This is a genomic window from Bradyrhizobium arachidis, from assembly GCF_015291705.1.
In the GTDB taxonomy this organism is placed as follows: domain Bacteria; phylum Pseudomonadota; class Alphaproteobacteria; order Rhizobiales; family Xanthobacteraceae; genus Bradyrhizobium; species Bradyrhizobium arachidis.
This window is the reverse complement of record NZ_CP030050.1, coordinates 5,106,111-5,121,979: the sequence shown is the minus strand read 5'-3', so window position 1 is coordinate 5,121,979 and position 15,869 is coordinate 5,106,111. Positions and strand designations below refer to the sequence as shown.

Here is a 15,869-nt window from a genome sequence, read left to right as displayed (position 1 = left end):
TCAGTGGGCCTTGATGATGTAGTTCAGAACAATCGTCGGCTGAACGTTGTTGTGCGCGCCGCCGCCTCCCGCGGATGCGTTGGTGATCGTGATGCCTGTGGTGGAAGACCCCGTGTTGGTCGTTGCGTTGCCTGCAACATTAGTGGCGCCGCCCGGAGAGCCAAAGAAAGCGCCTGTGTTCAAGGCCCCGCTGTGAACGTGGCCGAGGTCGTTCAACGTATTCGCGTGCGAATGCGAGGCCAGTTGCGCCGTCGTCAGGGTGTGGCTCTCATAACCGCCAGTCGCGCCGAGGGCCGCTGTGGCCCCGAAGAAGCTGGACGTTAGACGGTTTGCGCCCCCATCGACGCCTGCCGGAATGCGGCCGCGCATGTCTGGAAGAGTGAAGTGAGTACCGTCAGCAGCGCCGTAAGTCGAGCCGATCGCGACGAAAAGCGACGGATAATCCGTACGAAGCAGCGATTGGCCATTGCACAACAACCAGCCTGTGGGCGCCGCACCGCCAGCGTACGGCATCAGCGCGCCGGCTGGGATGACTTGGTTGGCGTCGGGGGCCAGTTTGGTGAAGCTCACGGCAGCGTCAGCGATCTTAGGATTCGTGATGGCTTGATCGGCGACCTTGTTTGTCGATACAGCGCCGGTCGCCAACTTCGAGTTGGCCACAACGCCGTCGGCCAACTTGTTTCCCGCGACGGCGCCGTCGGCCAGCTTGGAGGACGTTATAGAGCCGTCGGAGATGGCAGCGGCCGCGGTGAAATCGGCGATCTCGTCCCATTTGTCCGCTTCAAAGCCTACGCCGGACGTGTGGGTGGTGTTGGCGATGTAGAAGATCGAGTTGTAAAAAACGGTGTTGACGTCGGCCGTGTAGAGGACGCCGCTCGCCCACTGCGACGGCGCGGCGAAACCGATGGTTACGCTGCTGTCGAACTGAGCACGACCAACCGAGCCACGCTTCAGCGCACCATCGTCGTCCTGGATCAAGGACAGGTTCTGTTGGGTGTCGTCCATCGCCAGCTTGACGGCGTTGAACTCCGCGTCGAAGATATTTCCAGGAATCTGATCTTTGGGATTCTCGGCGCTCTGAAGCGCAAAGGACGTTTGACGGTCGTATGGCGTTGATGACATTGCTCGCCGACGGGGTGAGAGGAAGTGCGCGGGATTGCGCGGTGGGTGCCGTCGGCGAAGCGGCGTTGCGTCCGTGGACATAACTATAGAGGAATTAGGTTGGCGAAAAGTTACGGCAGTTAGGTCGAGCACAACGCAACTGCACGCCTCGGCCGGCACTTGAAATGGACCCGGCAGCTGGAAGCCCGATATGGGAGATTGGCTGCGTAGGCAGGACCGAAGCAGGCCCTAACCTTCTAATATCTGCTTCCTGGATTGAAGGTCATCAGTCGACTAAGTGGTCACGGCATTAGACGCCGGATTTTTGATCTTCGACTCAGTTGAGATTGGACGATATTTCTGCCGCCAGATCCCGCCTGCGCGTATCGCCGACATAATCAAACAAAGGCACTAGATTTTTCACGATGGTCCGATCGCTAGGATCGGAGATTGACGCTTCCACCAACGGCTCGATCAGCTGCTCGACTGTCGCCTTGCTCAAGCGAACCTCGCTGAAGGCCGTGCCGCTGGCACTTGCTCGCACGAGCTCATTTTGCATTTTAGCCACGGCGAGCACATTCTCGAAACCGGGAGCGGCAGTCTTTTGGCTCCTAATCCATGTTTGGGCGATCTCAATAGCTCGGTTGGGATTATTGGGAAGCGAGGCCACGGCAGCAAGCTCTTGTGACATAGCCGCAGCGTCTCGTGTCAGGCCCGATGGCAGGCTTGATCGCGTAGAGCCGGAAATAATCGCAACGATCGCGTTGGTGAACTCCGCGATATTCAACAGTTTTCTGCAAGTCCCAGAACAAAAGGACTCGACACTGGTCCAGCCTCGGCGGCCGTCGGAAAGTTGCAGTTCAACCCAATCACCATCGGAACCGATAATTGAATAACGCCCCTCCAGGCGCCCCACGACGCGAGATTCGGTATTCGCCCGAGCTCTCAGGATCGCGACTTGCGACGCTGCGACTTTCAGGCCATCTGCCTCGCCAACATTGATATCAATGCGCTGAATCGGGACGCGGTCCGACTTGAGTCGGGCAGTCAACGAGCCGCCACCCATCGCGTCAGGCAGCCGGATCTGACGCATGTACTTTGTCTGATTGGCATCGGCAGGAACCTGAAGAAAGGATTCAACCCGAATTCCCTTCTCCGTACGCGATATGCGTCCCCATACGGCCAGCAGGAAGCCTTGATCCCTCGTAACGGCATCGACCTTGTCAAAATATGTAGTCTGACCGGTCGAAGCGGTCGCCGCCGGTGATCGCTCGACGCCTTCGTGGTAGTTCACGATCGCAAAGGAAGAGACGGGCGCGGAAAAGAGTAACTTCTTGGACAATAAGAATGAAACCGCGTCGCCAAGTCGTGTTCCGTGTGGATCGTCGAATGTAAACACCGCCAACCGGTTAGAGACCCCGGGAAACAATCGACCGGAAGCTCCGCCTCCAGCGGCCTCACGGAAATCCACGATCATTTTTGAGTTCGTGGCCAGTTGATTTTCCAGGTCGACGATTTTCGATCTCAGACGGTCGACCTCCAGCCTATTAGGTACTCCGTACGGCGCCGATGATCGCTGTGAATTCACAAAGTCCAACTCTCTTCTCAGTTGACGTATCTCGAACCGCAGGCGTTCGGCCTCACGAAAGGCAGGTAGTGTCTCAACTTGTCTTTGTAGTCTATCCAGACGCTCATATTCGAAGGCCAGAGACCTTTCCTCTCCCGCCCGTGCATGGGAGGCGCATACGATACATGCGAAAGAAATCAAGGTGACCCAAGTAAGACCAAGGAACCTCATTGGGAGATCCTCCGTAGGTCGATGTTGGGAGTACGCGATTCGCATTCCTTCCGTAGACTCATCAAATATGAAGGGATTGGATCCATCAGTTGTTCGGCGACGGCGATAACCTTAATTGAATTCACACAGTCGTTCTTCTTCGCTAAGCCAGCAGCAATCGACGTCAACACCGCAGCATGCGTCGCATCTGATACCGATGCACCACTAGGCGAGTTAAGATCGAGACTTGGGTTCGAAGCAACCTGAGGATCGGCGAAGAAATCATAGGCGTCGCTTACGTAGAAGCTAACCGAGTATGCTGGTGATCCTGCCTTTTGCGCCACATCACCAGCTACGAAAGCATCAGCTTTGAGCGCCTTGGCATAGTTAGTACCGAGCTTGGTCGTGATCGGCTTAGCCGACTCGCAAGGTTCAAACGACGGTTGCTTCGCGAGTGTCAAGTGAACCGCTTGCAATCGTGTCTTGAGTGCAAATTCCAACGACGTGGCGATCCGTCGGGATAGTTCCGACACCGCTCCGGCGGGTGGGAAGAAATTACCAACGATCACCGAATGGTCAGATTTGGTCCGGCTGGGAAGATTTCTATGTCCAAAACAGCAGCCGACTGTCCGCTGCTCACGCGCAAATTTCGTGTTTCCGGCCCGTGATCAGCACTACCGGCAGTCACAGTCACGAACGCTTCAGCGGACGTCGAGGGTGGAACGACGAAAGAAACTTGGTAGACGCCGTCCGTGCCCGTTCTGCCGCCGCCAATCTTTTGAGATGCATACTCGACGTGCACGTCCGCACCCGCTACCGGACGCTTCGTTATCGCATCCAGTACGCGACCGCCAACGAAGCCGTCTGCCGCAACCAAAGCCGCGGACGAGCAGACAAGGAAGAATGAGAGACTAATTGAGAGGCGCAAGACGTAAGGTAGAGCGCTCATCTTCTGACTTCCTTCTATCCACAGGCTTGCAGCCGGAGAAGGCGCTGAAATTTGATTGCGTTTTATCGGACCACTCTATGATCAGATCATAACGCGAAACATTCTCTGGTTGAACAGAAAAATCGATGGGCGTTGAAGGTTGGACGGGGTAGCTTTTGTATTTTCCGTTCGTTGAAACGGTCAGGAAGAGTGGCCTGATTTCGCCAGAAGACGGTTCGATCGTGGCCCTGAGTTGACAAGGCTGAAGCACCTTGTTGAAGCTCATGGGTCGCAAAGTGAAGCCGACGACGGCAACAACGCAGCCTAACGCCGCAACTGCCAGAAGCCTGCGCATGCGAGTGCGGCTACGAACCGTCTGCCTCGATCCTACGATTTCAGTACGCAGCACATCTAGCCGAGCCCGCATTTGAGCGAGAGACTGCAACTCAACAGCGTCCAGCAGACCCCTTCCACCAAGGTAATTTAGGGCGGCTACTTGTCCTTGTCGCACAAGGTAATCTTTCTCACCATCTGTGAGGTCGAAGTCGATTGTTCCGATCGGATCGGTGTCGATTAGTAAAGTCTGCGACTTATAGCGCTCGATCAGTTTAGTGTCGTTCTTGTCGATCGATATCGACATGAGATCTGCGAAGATCAGACCCGGTTTAAGGGAGCGAGGCTTGCTGGATCCGAGGTAAAGTGCGAGGAATTCAGGCTGTGGACCATTTAAAGTTCGATGCCTCTCCTGTTCCAAGAAGATCTGGACAGGGTAGTTGTTGAGCAGACCGCCGTCATAAACACGACGGTTATCGAACCACTGAGGCTGAAAAAAATAGGGTATCGACATGCTGCAACGAGCAGCCGTATGGACCGCAGTTTCCTTATGTTCGCCATTGGTGTCGAAGACAATTTCTCCAGCATCCCTTGTCGATGCGTAAATCACCGCACGCCGGGGAAGATCCTGCATCCTGACGTCGCTTTGCTTGGGCAGGCGCTCATGCAACTGCTCACGGAGCCAGTCTATGAAGGAGTACCCTGGATGCAGCCCGCGGTTGAACCAGAAGGTGACAGGGGCACTCCAAACCTTTCCATCAAGAAAATCTCGAAAGGACTTGCGACGAAGCTTCTGTTCTAGCTGTTCGCCGGTAAAACCAGCGGCAAGGAGGACGGCAGCGATCGCACCCGCAGAGGTACCCACAAAGGCGTGGAAATCAAAAAATCCGTTCGAGTTCTCGAACTGCTCCAGCAAAGGCGAGGCCCTTCACTCCTCCGCCTTTCATAATCAGCGCATCAAACGCCACCTTATTTTTATTTGATGCTTGGTCTGAAGAACTTAAAGAAGCGGATTGCAATGAAGTAACTCCGTCGCGGCTCCTTCAATCAAGTATACTCATTTTTTAGCTAGGCTGCACTGACGGGTTGACACACCTTGGGGTGCGACATCGCGGTTGCGATTTTGCTTTGCAAGCGTCCACCGGCATTGTGGACTGCACAAGCGCAGTCCCAACATCATCGAATCCGAAGCCGAGACGCGCCCAGCCAGTTGGACGCGAGGTCGTTTCAGAATAACGCGCCTTCTCAACAGGCGGCCGACGCCCCCTCAATATCAACCGCGAGAAATCACCGACCTTGACCGGAAGATTACGCAAAGCAGTGCAGAGATGAATCCTTCGAAAGCGGTCTCAAGAGACTGAAACAGGATGTCGCGGCCGCAACCAAAAGCGTAACGCTGGAACGTGATCCGAAAAACAGGAAGACAGCTCGCGGGCTCAAGTTCTACTTAGGAAAATACTAGCTGGTGAAGAACGTGCTCAAGAGGTGCGCCATAGGGTCCTCAATAGGCAGGCAAGTGATCGACCCGCTGGAGCGAATCGGAATTTTGGGCTGACGTTGCCGACGACCCGCAGTGAGCGCTTGACCCCGCACTTTTCGGAATCAAAAAATTAGTGAAGCGGCTTTGCGGCTTTTGGACGCCAAACGGGCGGCTCCCCCCTAGGGGTGGGGAGCGGGCCGGGGATGGTCTCCGGCCAGGACCGCTTCAGCGATGGAAGGGACTCACCGTCGCCCCTCCCCGCTGTTGACTTGGATCTAAGCTGCTTCGCGCTGCAGGTGGATCAGACCGTCGCCGATGCCGCGGGCAAGATCGGCGATCACGCTCAAACTGTCCTCATCCTCCACAAGCATCTCAATACGCGACCACAACAAGTCGAACTTCGCCGCGATGCCCTGCGGCGTCGTCGCCGGCGCGGTTTCCAACGTGACGATCGCGCGCTCGTAAGCGGTGTCGTCCTCTCCCGCCCGGTCGACCTCGCGCTTTGCAAAAACGGCGAGGTCGAAATTTGAACTTGAAGGACGCGAGATGTTACCGTTGCGGTTAGCCATGGTGAGAGATCCTTCTCTGCTGTGGTTAGAGCCGGATCGGAGTGTCCGCTTCGATTCGGCTCGGCTGCTATTGACACTTCAGGTATAACAAGTTTATACTTCAGGTGTCAACGGGAGAGTTGATCAAAATGATGCTGACAAGCGAAATGGTGCGCGCGGCGCGCGCACTGTTGCGATGGGAACAGGCTGACTTAGCCGAAAAGGCCGGTATTTCCCTGCCGACAATCAAACGTCTCGAGAAAGAGCCCGGCCCTATCCCAGGCACGCGCGCAACTGCACAAGCGATCGAAACTGCGTTTGCGAAGGCCCGAATTGAGTTTTCCTACGATCGCGGAGAAGGTGTCACTAGGCTCAAAAAGGAGCCAAGATAGTTGCTCGCGCTTCCCCGGTGCTTCCCCGGAGATAGTGCGGGCGCAATTATCATGGAAAGGAGAACGAATGTCGCCGCAGTTTCAGCGGGTTAGTTGGTCGGGGCAGCTGGATTCGAACCAACGACCTGCAGTACCCAAAACTGCCGCGCTACCAGGCTGCGCTATACCCCGAATGTCCGGTGAGCCCCGTCGATACACGCTTCCCAAAGCGCCAGCAAGCTCACAAACGCCGCCAGCAAGCTTACAAACCGGCGCCAGCAAGGCTGGCAAGGCCCCCGGCCGGGCGGTGCTATTTGCTGCCGAACAGCGGGTGACCGACGCGATCGCCGGGGCGGATGCCGTATTTCTGCGCCGTTCCCGCCACCACCTCAAGCACGGCCCGGGCGGGCCCTCCCGACGAGATGATCTTGGTCGACAGCGGCTCGGTATTCTCGGCGATGCGCAGGATGCGGCCGTCGGCGCGGATGAAGATCATGTCGAGCGAGACATAAGTGTTCTTCATCCACATCGACACTTCCTGCTCGGGATTGAAGTCGAACAGCATGCCATTGCCGTCGGCCAGTTCCTTGCGGTACATCAGGCCGGTCTGCTTCTCCTCCTCGGTGGTCGCCATCTCGACCGAGAACACCTGCACGCCGTTCTTGGTGACGATCTCGAGCGGCTGGAAGCTGGCGGCATTGGCGGCGGCAAGGCCGGCGATGACGAGGATGGCGGCAAGGCTGGCGACAAGGCTTTTGGCAAATCCCATGGCGAGACGCATGGGAAAAGTCATGGCAAAAGTCATGAAATGGCACTCGGAGCGGGTGGGACTGGAACAGTCCTTACGCGGCGATCATGACAAAAGCCAGAGGCGCGCCGGCCTGCCGACGCGCCTCTTGTCACGATTCCGGGAATGGAAGGGCTAAAGCATGATCCGGACCCGGAGGGCCGCGTTAGCGCAAAGTGCGGCGCGGTGTTCCGGAAAGATCATGCTCAAACAACAACCTAAAGCGCGATGACGATTCATCCCTCATCGCGCTTTAGTGCGACTGCAATCCCGGCGAGCCGGTCTCGGGATGGATCTCGGCCGCCATCATGCCCTTGGAGCCGGGCCCGAAGCGGACCAGGACATATTGGCCGGGCCGAAGCTCGGTCATGCCGAAGCGGCGCAGCGTCTCCATGTGCACGAAGATGTCGGGCGTGCCCTCACCGCAGGTCAGGAAGCCGAAGCCGCGCAGCCGGTTGAACCATTTGACCTGGGCCCGCTCCAGCCCGCTGGTCGGGGTGACCGTGACATGGGTGCGCGGCGGCAGCATCTGCGCCGGATGGATCGCTGTCGATTCGTCCATCGAGACGACGCGGAAGGCCTGGTAGCCCTTGGCGCGCTGCACACATTCGACGACGATGCGGGCGCCCTCATAGGCGGTCTGGAAGCCGTCGCGCCTGAGCACGGTGACGTGCAGGAGCACGTCGGGCCAGCCGTTGTCGGGAACGATGAAGCCGTAGCCCTTTGAGGCGTCGAACCATTTGATGACGCCATGAACCTCGACGAGGTTGGCGCTGCCCTCACCAAGTCCGGTGAAGGGACTGAGCGCGCTGTCGCGACCGGCGCCGCCGTGTTCGCCTACCGCTGGAACTCCGACCTTCTTGGACTCAAATCCGTCCGACGACCCCATAACCCCGGACCCCACACTGCCATGCAACCCGCCACATTGGCGGCTCTCGAATCACGCGTCTTAAGAGAATGTTCTCAATTCGACGCGACGCGAATCTTTCGACTCAAAAGATAACACTCCCGGTTGCGAGGCATAGATAAAAAAGAGATTCGCCGGAACCTATGAACAGCTTGCACAGCCGCGAATCAAATTGATGCCTCAATTTGCGACAAAGGGCCCGAGGGTTTCGCCGATGTCGTGATGGATCACGAGGTCGGCGATGTCGTCCTGCTCGGTCGGCTCGCGATTGATGATCACGAGACGCGCGCCGGCGTTCTTCGCCATCATCGGAAAGCCCGCCGCAGGCCACACCACGAGCGAGGAACCGATCGCGATGAAGAGGTCGCAGGCCTGTGACAGCTCGGTTGCCCGCTGCATTTCGTCCTCGGGCATCATCTGGCCGAACGAAATCGTGGCGGTTTTCACCGGCTCGTCGCACGCCGTGCAATTGGGTGCGGCGCCGTCATCGTCGAAGCGGCGCTTCACCCAGTCGAGCGGATAGGCCTGCCCGCATCCGATGCAACGCGCATAGGTAGTATTTCCGTGAAGTTCAATCACGTGCTCGGGCGCGAAGCCCGAGGCCTGGTGCAGATTGTCGATGTTCTGGGTGATCACGCCGGGGATCTTGCCGGCGCGGTAGAGCGAGGCGAGCGCGCGATGGCCGCGGCCGGGCTTTGCCGCCGCGAACACCTCCTCCATTGCGAAGCGGCGGCGCCAGGATTCGTCGCGCGCCTCTTGGCTCGCGACGAACTCACCGAACTCGATCGGACGGTAGCGCGTCCAGAGCCCGCCCGGCGAGCGGAAGTCGGGGATGCCGCATTCGGTCGAGATGCCGGCGCCGGTGAACGGCACGATGGTTTTGGCTTCGGCGATCATGTCGCCGAGTCGCTCGACGCCGCTGCGAAGATCCGATGCAATCATGAGCGGTCTCCCGAATCCGTTTTGGCTTAGCTGCAACAGGCGCAAGCGACAAGATCGCTGACGCTCTTATGAAGCGCGAACCCGATGCGCTCGGCAATTTCTTCCGCCCTTCGCATATCACAATCCTGCAATGCCTCCTCCCCATTGACGCCCCAATCAGAAGCGCCAATGCACGTGTTTACGCGACTCAGGATGATGCGGCGGCAGTGCTTGAGTCCAGCAGTGCACTCATACTCAGGTGTAGAGGGGATTTGACAATGACCGAGGACGAGCAACGCAAAATCCGCGAACGTGAAGAGATCGCCGCCCGTGTCGCCGCCTTCCGTGCCACGCAGGAAAAATTCAAGCGCGAGCGTGAGGAGTATTTCGTCTCGACGCTCGACAATGCCCGCAAGGCGGAACGGCCCTCGCTCTGGCCGTAAGCACGCCTGATCACCGCGCATGCAAAAAGCCCGGAGCATGGCTCCGGGCTTTTCGTTTGGTCAGCCGCTACCAGTGACGGTAGTAGTGGTGGTGCCGGTAGTACGGTCCACCGTAATAGGCATACGGGCCAGGGCCGTAATCGTAATAGGCCGGTCCGCCGTAATAGCCGTAGCCCGGTCCATAATAGCCGTACGGATGGGACGCGGCGACCGCGCCCGCGGTGATCGCGCCGGCGGCGAGGCCAAATGCGAGGCCCGGTCCGATACCGCGACCGCGCGCCTCGGCCGGCGCAGGCGCCGCGATAGCCGTCACGCCGACGGCCGCGACGGTGGCCAGAACTGCCAGTGTCTTCTTCATGATCTCCTCCTTCGCGTACTGCGACAATAACACGAGCGCCTGCGATGGTTGCGCGCGGACGCGGAACCATCGGCCGCAAAAATCTCTGCTTCGCGGGAACGAAAGCGCGGCGGGCGGATTGAACCTGCAAGTGCGGAAGCCTCCGCCATCCGGGTTGAGGCGACAGCACGAAGAACCCCGTCTGCATCCTCCGCGGTGCAGGCGGGGTTTTCAGTTTGATGGGAGCGAATGGCAGCAGACGCAAGCTTCTGCCAGCGGGACGGACGATCAAGGAGGAGAGATTGCCGATATCGACTTTGCTGGCTCGCATCCGCAGGCTCGTTCCCAGAACCGGCGATCAGCATTACGACGAGATCGTCCGCAGCTTCGGCGTCGGCACGCTGCGCCCGCCGCCGACGCCGATGAGCGACGGTGAGCTCGCGCGCGCCATCGCCGAATTCCTGAAGGAGCAGCCCTCGAGCGAGTCCGTCGCGACCCTCGGCCGGCGGCTCGACCCCTCCTCCCCGCTCTGACTCCCCGCTCTGACGCAACTATTCCGGGAACATGCGCCAGCGGCGCACGTTGGGCTAGGTTCAAGAGAAGAAGGGGCCAGTCATGCCCGCATGGCTCGAAATCCTGCTCAACCTGACCGGCTATGCCGGCTTCGTGGCGCTCGCGACGACGGGCGTCGGGTGCTCCGACGAATCCGCCGAGGATCACATCATCGGCGGCGAGCGCTAGTTGGCGTGCGGCGCCTGGCCGGCGGTGCGCACCAGGCGATCGGCCTTGACCGCGACGCGCGTGTCCTCGGCTTGCGGCCGCAGCGAGAAGCTGATCACCACGAAAGCGAGGCAAAACAGCGAGCCGACGATTGCGACGCGCCGGTAGGTGTGGCGGTCGCCTTGATAAAAGGACGGTTTTGAAAAAGGCGTCATGTCAAAAGCTGCTTCTTGGCAAAGTCGTTCTTGTCCTTGCAAGAATACCTACTCTAGGCAGCGGCGCGCGCAACGCGATTGGGCTTTTAACCTAACCAAATAGGGTTAGCCCCTTTGGCGCAAGCTTTCGTTAGGAGTTCGCGCGCGCGGCTCAGATGTCGGCGAGCCGCTTCAGCGTCGCGCGAAAGCTCAGGCTGCGATGGCCCGCGACCAGCACGGTGCCGAACACCTCGGCCTCGTCGTCGCGATACGTTCCGGAGAAGCCGCTCGTGGCCTCCTGCCCGCCGAACAGCGGCCGCACATAGGCATCTGCGTACGGCGTATGCTGGTTGGTGGCGAGCTCGCCCTTCCAGGTCCCGCTGTTCGAACCACGCTCGCCCACCCTGTACGACCCCCGCGACCAGAAGTGAGGCCCGCCGCCCAGCAGCACGCCGTCACGCAGGATCAGGACGCCGCTGTCGCGGCCCTTCACGCCGTCGAGCATGTCGATGTGGATGGAATAAAGTCCGTTCTTCATGGCCGGCGCCCACGCATCAGACGATAGCGCCGGACATGGCGAGCGTCGAGACGGAAAGCGGAGGCGGCTCAGGATGCAGCGGCCGGTTTTGTTCCAGCTTCGCTTACATTTCGTTCTCGAAGAACGAATCGGAATCGAAGAAATCGGCGCGGAGCAGGTCTTAACAATTCGTTTGTAGGCAAACGAGCGTACAATCTCGACCCGAGCGATCACCTCGCCTCTTCGAGCCTTGATCGCGGCGGCACCTGCGGCACCGACGGCATGCGTTTGCGCAACCGCGGATGCCGGTCGTACCAAAACAGCTTTGCGATCTCGACGAACATCTCGACAAACCAGCACGCATCCATCTCGCTCTCCCTCGCGCATGTTTCTACGCGCGGCATGAGGACAGGACCGTGCGAAGCATCACGCTGCTTCGTTATGAGACGCGCGCGCCGGCAGGCACGAGATGTTCTGCATCCGACTCCATTTCGTTCGCAAAGAACGAATCGGAGTCGAGAAAATCAGCGCGGAGCGATTGCTAACGATCGGTGAAAGCGCGCGCCGTCACGTCGTCGGCGACAGCAATCTCTCGACAGGACTTACAAGACGACCGCCTCATCGCGGTCGCCGATCGCGCCTCATCGACGGGCCCGTCAGGCACGTAACCGAAACGAGATCGCGCCTGACGGATGTCGATCTACACTGAGGCTGATCACGCGGCCCGCTTGCCTTTGCCCTTCTCGGAAAAGCATTCCAGGATCTGGATGCGGAGCTCTTCTGCCGCGGGGCCCTCGACCTTCCGCAGCTCGTTCCAGAGCCTGATCACTTCACGCTGTTTTTCCACGGTCATGAGTCACCTCCAAAGAAGATGACTCACTAGAACAAAATGAGAACAAAAAGTCCAGTCCTCGACACGCGATTTATGGGGACGGCGCATTGAACCTTTTGGCGGTCGCGCAGACCCATGAAAGCTGGGGATTTCAGCGCCCAGTCAAATACGGCAGCGCCGCCTGACGAAGATATTCCGTCACCGCGGCGCTGTTGCGCTTTGGATTTTCAACCTTAAGTTAGAGGTACGGCTGACGGCCAGGCGCTGAAATCCCATCGCCGTCGGCGAGAAGGCCCCGTGCGAAAGCGCGGGGTTTTTCTTCTGCGGTGTTAGGCGAAGGATGGCCGGATCAGACCGCGTCCTTGGCGACCTTCAGCGGCGAGGCCTTCACCGACTTGCTGGCCGGCTTGGCGGCAAACTGCATCGGCTCCTTGGTGAAGGGATTGATGCCCATCCGCGCTTCGGTGGCGGGCTTGTTCACGACCGACATCTTGACGAAGCCGGGAATGACGAACTCGCCGGACTCGTTGAGCTCCTTGTAGCCGACCGTCGCCATGAACTCGATCACCGACTTCACGTCGTTCTTCGAGATCTGCGTGCCTTCCGCAATTGCATCAATCAATTGGGTCTTCGTCATCTTCGCCATGTCTGAATTCCTTTATCTGCGCGCGAGCAACTCTGCTGAGGACGCGGTCGAACCCGCGGCGCGCGCTTCTGATTCATGCCGTTGGTCATGAAGTGACGCGGCTTAGACCCCATCGAGGCCCAAAACGCAAGCCGGGCCTCCCGGGATGAGGCCTCGCTTTGCGGCAAAATCTAGGCTTTCAGGAGGGTGTCAAATGCGCGAGCACGTCAAAAGCGGCCGCATCGCGCCATGACGGCCGCGCACGATCCTGCCTGAAAGGCCGCATCTGCGAAGATCGCGCCGTCAGAGCCCACTACTCTCGTTCGTCGTAGCGGTCGCAGCGTGCATCGCCTCGCTTGACGTCGCTCGCGAGCTCGTCGAGCGGCGGGGTACATCGAAGCAGCGAATATTTGTCGTTGTAAGGCGCGGGCTGACGCCGACACACACTCGCGCCGATCGGGACCTGGATGGCCTGGGTCCCGACGGTGTAGAAGCAATTGTCCGTTTTTGGATCAAGCTTTTTATCATCAGGCGCTTTCGCAGCGTCCTGCGCCAATGCCGGCGTCAGACCGAGCGCCAGGAACGCAACCACGACAACTTTTCGCACGGCCGCCCTCCGCTATTTGCCAGTCGAAAGCATAGCCCAAGATGTATGGGCGAGATATTCAATTCGCACGCTGCCCCCGCGACGCGTCACCTCATCGTGAAACCTGTGACTCGAATAAAATTGTTCAGACTTCAGTAACCTAACGCCTCCAAGCTCCGCGTCAGTATCGTTGCGTTGGAGTACCCCCAAAGTGCTGGATTTTCACGAGCTGCGTGAACTCGCGGCTGACGTTCGCATTTTCGTCGACGTCGCCGAAGACAAGGCCGAAGCGCTCAGAGCCGTCATCGCCGCCTATGACGTGGTGCTGGCGATCTTCCCCACCCGGGAGGGCATGGGCCTGCACGTCATCAAGGGCAAGGAGATCCTCGACAGGATCGCGACATCGCGGACCACCGCGATGTACAGCCACACGGCCATTGCGGTCCCCGACCTCGAGCACGCCGAAGTGCTGAAGCAGCTGACCGCTCCCGCCGAGCAGCGGATTGCGGCGTAACTTCGCAAGGCCGCCGCTCGATGCGACGAACGGCGGTCTCGCATTTGCTAGCGGTAAGCTCGAAAGATCAGCCGCCCGGCGGCTTGTAGGACGAGCGCAGCTTGGCGGCGTTCTGCCGCACCTGCTTGATCTCGTCTTGGGTGAACAGCCGCATCAGCTTGACGTTCTGCAGCGTGCCCGCCGTGACGGTCAGGCCGGAGATGGCCGGTGCCGCACTCGGATCAGGCACATCGAAAATCACGAGAACGCCGGGACCGTCGGCGGCGACGCTGTACATCGAGACCAGCTTGCCGCCGGCCGCTTCGATCAGCTTGGCTGCCGCCTCCTGACGATTGGTCGTCGGGTTTTCCAGAATGGCATTGAGAGCGCGTTGCGTGTATTGCCCCGTAAGACAGAAATGCATGGCTGTCGTCCTTCTGAAATCATGAGAATGCACATCGTGACGAGTTGAACGTCACGACGGTGGAGTCTGAAAATGATGAAGTCATTGCCCGCCGTGGGCACAAACGCCGTCAGGTACTGACGCGGTTTCGGCACACCGCGTTGGCGGCTCGCGCGCAAGCTACATCAGGGTGCGGGCGTGTAAAAGCCGGTTTCGCTCATCGGCCGGTTGCAACGCGGCACCATCGCACCTTCGCATATGTCAACGACGAGGTTCGCAAGACGCCGGTTCTGCAGACGCGCACTCAAATGGTTTCAGAAACTCACCGGTATTTTCTTTCGTGTCGAACGTATCGTTGAGGAACGGGGCTTCCCCGCTCCCGTTGGCCCATGCAAACCAACCAGGAGCTTGAGATGAAGAAGATGATGATCGCCGCTGCTGCGCTCGGTCTGATGTGCGGCTCCGCACTTGCCCAGACCCAGACCGGCCCCGCTGCGCAATCCGACAACATGCAAAAGCCGGGCATGAACAAGATGGACCGCGGTTCGACCAGCACCGGCACGACCGGCATGAGCCGCGACGATATGCGCAGCGGCAGAATGGTGCGGCCTGACGCATCCGGCCAGGGCGGCTCTGGCCCCGGCAGCGATCAGGGCGGCACGAAGACTCGCAGCAACATGAAGTAAGCCGGGTTCCCTGTACGGCTTGCTTCGCGGCCGCGCCGCTTCCCACAAGGTGGCGCGGCCATTCTATTGGCCTGTCGCCGATCGAGTTCCTCGCAAGCGCATTGCTGCAATGAACTGTTCGCGGGAACGCTGAGTTCTCGCGCGAATTGACTCCTCATAGATGAGGAGAATGCGATGAGCGTTGAAGGTAAAGCGAAGGAAGCGGCCGGTTACGTCAAGGAAGAGCTGCACGAGCACGGCAAGTCCCCCGAGAGCCAGAAGAAGGCGCAGGAGGGTCGTGACCTCAGGAATGAAGGCCGCGTCGAGGACGGAAAGCCGCCGAAGACGACGAAGCCAGGCACCGGTCACTAAAGCATGATCCGGAAAAGTGCGAAGCGGTTTTCCGGAAAGTTCATGCGTAAACAACAACCCAAAGCGCGATGACGTTTCATCCAAATCTCATCGCGCTTTAGACTGATTTTCGAAAGCCGCCCCTGGCAATCCCGGGGGCGGATTTTCTTTGGCAAACCTTCTCGTCGCTCGCAGCGGGATCCATGATCCCAGCACGACAAGGATCGCAGTGACTGCGACCAGGACATACTTCACCGGATGCTCCGACGAGTCGATCGAGCCTTCGATTGGAAGGTAGGGAAGCATCATGTCGATGGCAAACGAGATGAAGGTCAGCGCAGCCAGGCCGCCGATAACCGAGGCGATGATGCTGACGATCCAGTTCACCACACCGCGCGGGCCCGACCTCGCCTCGTGAGCCGCCACGGCCCACACGATCAGGACCAGGATCGCCATGACGGTCGTCACGCCGCCGACGCCGGACGCCGGCCCGAAGCGCTCCTCCAGCAGCATGGCCGCAATCGCGTGCAGGATGATCGACGTCACGGCG

The 15,869-nt window shown here is 59.2% G+C and carries 24 protein-coding genes and 1 tRNA gene; 7 read left to right on the top strand and 18 right to left on the bottom strand.

The genetic code is table 11. From position 1 onward, the window contains the following. The 5 genes from WN72_RS23895 to WN72_RS23875 form a co-directional block, all read right to left on the bottom strand. Positions 1-1,122, bottom strand: coding sequence for a phage tail protein (locus WN72_RS23895; protein WP_167380829.1), 1,122 nt, complete (start codon positions 1,120-1,122; stop codon positions 1-3). Between the two features lie 316 nt (positions 1,123-1,438). Then, positions 1,439-2,689, bottom strand: a complete 1,251-nt coding sequence (locus WN72_RS23890; RefSeq protein WP_244553760.1) for an SH3 domain-containing protein — start codon at positions 2,687-2,689, stop codon at positions 1,439-1,441. A 206-nt stretch (positions 2,690-2,895) separates the two neighbouring features. After that, a complete protein-coding gene (locus tag WN72_RS23885; protein ID WP_143130603.1) occupies positions 2,896-3,447 on the bottom strand; it encodes a hypothetical protein in 552 nt (183 codons plus the stop codon). Between the two features lie 342 nt (positions 3,448-3,789). Next, complete coding sequence (locus tag WN72_RS23880) at positions 3,790-5,055, bottom strand: patatin-like phospholipase family protein (protein WP_092216300.1); 1,266 nt, start codon at positions 5,053-5,055, stop codon at positions 3,790-3,792. Between the two features lie 839 nt (positions 5,056-5,894). Further along, positions 5,895-6,188 (bottom strand): hypothetical protein, encoded by a 294-nt coding sequence (locus WN72_RS23875; protein WP_092216299.1) that lies wholly within the window; start codon positions 6,186-6,188, stop codon positions 5,895-5,897. Positions 6,189-6,316: 128 nt separating this feature from the next. On the opposite strand from WN72_RS23875, the gene WN72_RS23870 reads away from it, so the two are divergent. Then, positions 6,317-6,559 (top strand): helix-turn-helix domain-containing protein, encoded by a 243-nt coding sequence (locus tag WN72_RS23870; protein WP_430640369.1) that lies wholly within the window; start codon positions 6,317-6,319, stop codon positions 6,557-6,559. Positions 6,560-6,653: 94 nt separating this feature from the next. Here WN72_RS23870 and WN72_RS23865 read toward each other — a convergent pair. From WN72_RS23865 to WN72_RS23850, 4 genes are all read right to left on the bottom strand, one after another. Beyond that, positions 6,654-6,730 (bottom strand) — tRNA-Pro (locus WN72_RS23865). Positions 6,731-6,848: 118 nt separating this feature from the next. Continuing rightward, complete coding sequence (locus WN72_RS23860; RefSeq protein WP_244553756.1) at positions 6,849-7,331, bottom strand: DUF192 domain-containing protein; 483 nt, start codon at positions 7,329-7,331, stop codon at positions 6,849-6,851. A 247-nt stretch (positions 7,332-7,578) separates the two neighbouring features. Next, a complete protein-coding gene (locus tag WN72_RS23855; protein WP_027557961.1) occupies positions 7,579-8,214 on the bottom strand; it encodes a cold-shock protein in 636 nt (211 codons plus the stop codon). Between the two features lie 198 nt (positions 8,215-8,412). After that, positions 8,413-9,174, bottom strand: a complete 762-nt coding sequence (locus WN72_RS23850; protein WP_092216296.1) for an SIR2 family NAD-dependent protein deacylase — start codon at positions 9,172-9,174, stop codon at positions 8,413-8,415. A 257-nt stretch (positions 9,175-9,431) separates the two neighbouring features. Here WN72_RS23850 and WN72_RS23845 point away from each other — a divergent pair, with 257 nt between their 5' ends. Then, the gene (locus WN72_RS23845; protein WP_018457755.1) at positions 9,432-9,596 is read left to right on the top strand and encodes a hypothetical protein; all 165 of its coding nucleotides are present in this window, start codon (positions 9,432-9,434) and stop codon (positions 9,594-9,596) included. 67 nt (positions 9,597-9,663) lie between these two features. Here the strand turns inward: WN72_RS23845 and WN72_RS23840 are convergent, their stop codons facing one another. Further along, on the bottom strand, positions 9,664-9,954 hold the full coding sequence (locus WN72_RS23840) for a hypothetical protein (protein WP_027557959.1): 291 nt from the start codon (positions 9,952-9,954) through the stop codon (positions 9,664-9,666). A 281-nt stretch (positions 9,955-10,235) separates the two neighbouring features. On the opposite strand from WN72_RS23840, the gene WN72_RS23835 reads away from it, so the two are divergent. Both WN72_RS23835 and WN72_RS47535 read left to right on the top strand, forming a co-directional pair. Further along, entirely contained in the window at positions 10,236-10,466 is a 231-nt protein-coding gene (locus WN72_RS23835; protein WP_027557958.1) for a hypothetical protein, read from the top strand. A gap of 82 nt (positions 10,467-10,548) precedes the next feature. Continuing rightward, positions 10,549-10,674 (top strand): hypothetical protein, encoded by a 126-nt coding sequence (locus WN72_RS47535; RefSeq protein ID WP_035729763.1) that lies wholly within the window; start codon positions 10,549-10,551, stop codon positions 10,672-10,674. On the opposite strand, the gene WN72_RS23830 is transcribed toward WN72_RS47535, so the two are convergent. From WN72_RS23830 to WN72_RS23805, 6 genes are all read right to left on the bottom strand, one after another. Beyond that, positions 10,671-10,868 carry a hypothetical protein gene (locus WN72_RS23830; protein ID WP_027557957.1) on the bottom strand — a complete coding sequence of 66 codons (198 nt, stop codon included), beginning with the start codon at positions 10,866-10,868 and terminating at the stop codon, positions 10,671-10,673. The genes WN72_RS47535 and WN72_RS23830 overlap by 4 nt on opposite strands. A 151-nt stretch (positions 10,869-11,019) precedes the next feature. Continuing rightward, entirely contained in the window at positions 11,020-11,385 is a 366-nt protein-coding gene (locus WN72_RS23825; RefSeq protein ID WP_092216295.1) for a GrlR family regulatory protein, read from the bottom strand. Positions 11,386-11,594: 209 nt separating this feature from the next. Beyond that, complete coding sequence (locus tag WN72_RS23820; RefSeq protein WP_167336507.1) at positions 11,595-11,732, bottom strand: hypothetical protein; 138 nt, start codon at positions 11,730-11,732, stop codon at positions 11,595-11,597. A gap of 347 nt (positions 11,733-12,079) precedes the next feature. Then, positions 12,080-12,217 carry a hypothetical protein gene (locus WN72_RS23815; RefSeq protein ID WP_167336508.1) on the bottom strand — a complete coding sequence of 46 codons (138 nt, stop codon included), beginning with the start codon at positions 12,215-12,217 and terminating at the stop codon, positions 12,080-12,082. A 328-nt stretch (positions 12,218-12,545) separates the two neighbouring features. Further along, positions 12,546-12,842 (bottom strand): HU family DNA-binding protein, encoded by a 297-nt coding sequence (locus WN72_RS23810; protein ID WP_027557955.1) that lies wholly within the window; start codon positions 12,840-12,842, stop codon positions 12,546-12,548. A gap of 292 nt (positions 12,843-13,134) precedes the next feature. Continuing rightward, positions 13,135-13,428, bottom strand: coding sequence for a hypothetical protein (locus tag WN72_RS23805; protein ID WP_143130602.1), 294 nt, complete (start codon positions 13,426-13,428; stop codon positions 13,135-13,137). A gap of 190 nt (positions 13,429-13,618) precedes the next feature. Between WN72_RS23805 and WN72_RS23800 the strand changes: the two genes are divergently transcribed. Further along, on the top strand, positions 13,619-13,921 hold the full coding sequence (locus WN72_RS23800) for a hypothetical protein (RefSeq protein ID WP_027557953.1): 303 nt from the start codon (positions 13,619-13,621) through the stop codon (positions 13,919-13,921). Positions 13,922-13,988: 67 nt separating this feature from the next. On the opposite strand, the gene WN72_RS23795 is transcribed toward WN72_RS23800, so the two are convergent. Next, on the bottom strand, positions 13,989-14,324 hold the full coding sequence (locus tag WN72_RS23795; protein WP_027557952.1) for a GYD domain-containing protein: 336 nt from the start codon (positions 14,322-14,324) through the stop codon (positions 13,989-13,991). Between the two features lie 392 nt (positions 14,325-14,716). On the opposite strand from WN72_RS23795, the gene WN72_RS23790 reads away from it, so the two are divergent. Continuing rightward, positions 14,717-14,989 (top strand): hypothetical protein, encoded by a 273-nt coding sequence (locus WN72_RS23790; RefSeq protein WP_027557951.1) that lies wholly within the window; start codon positions 14,717-14,719, stop codon positions 14,987-14,989. Between the two features lie 174 nt (positions 14,990-15,163). After that, positions 15,164-15,340, top strand: coding sequence for a hypothetical protein (locus tag WN72_RS23785; protein ID WP_167336509.1), 177 nt, complete (start codon positions 15,164-15,166; stop codon positions 15,338-15,340). Positions 15,341-15,427: 87 nt separating this feature from the next. Here WN72_RS23785 and WN72_RS23780 read toward each other — a convergent pair whose 3' ends face one another. Then, positions 15,428-15,865 carry a hypothetical protein gene (locus tag WN72_RS23780; RefSeq protein WP_092216293.1) on the bottom strand — a complete coding sequence of 146 codons (438 nt, stop codon included), beginning with the start codon at positions 15,863-15,865 and terminating at the stop codon, positions 15,428-15,430. Positions 15,866-15,869: the final 4 nt, after the last annotated feature.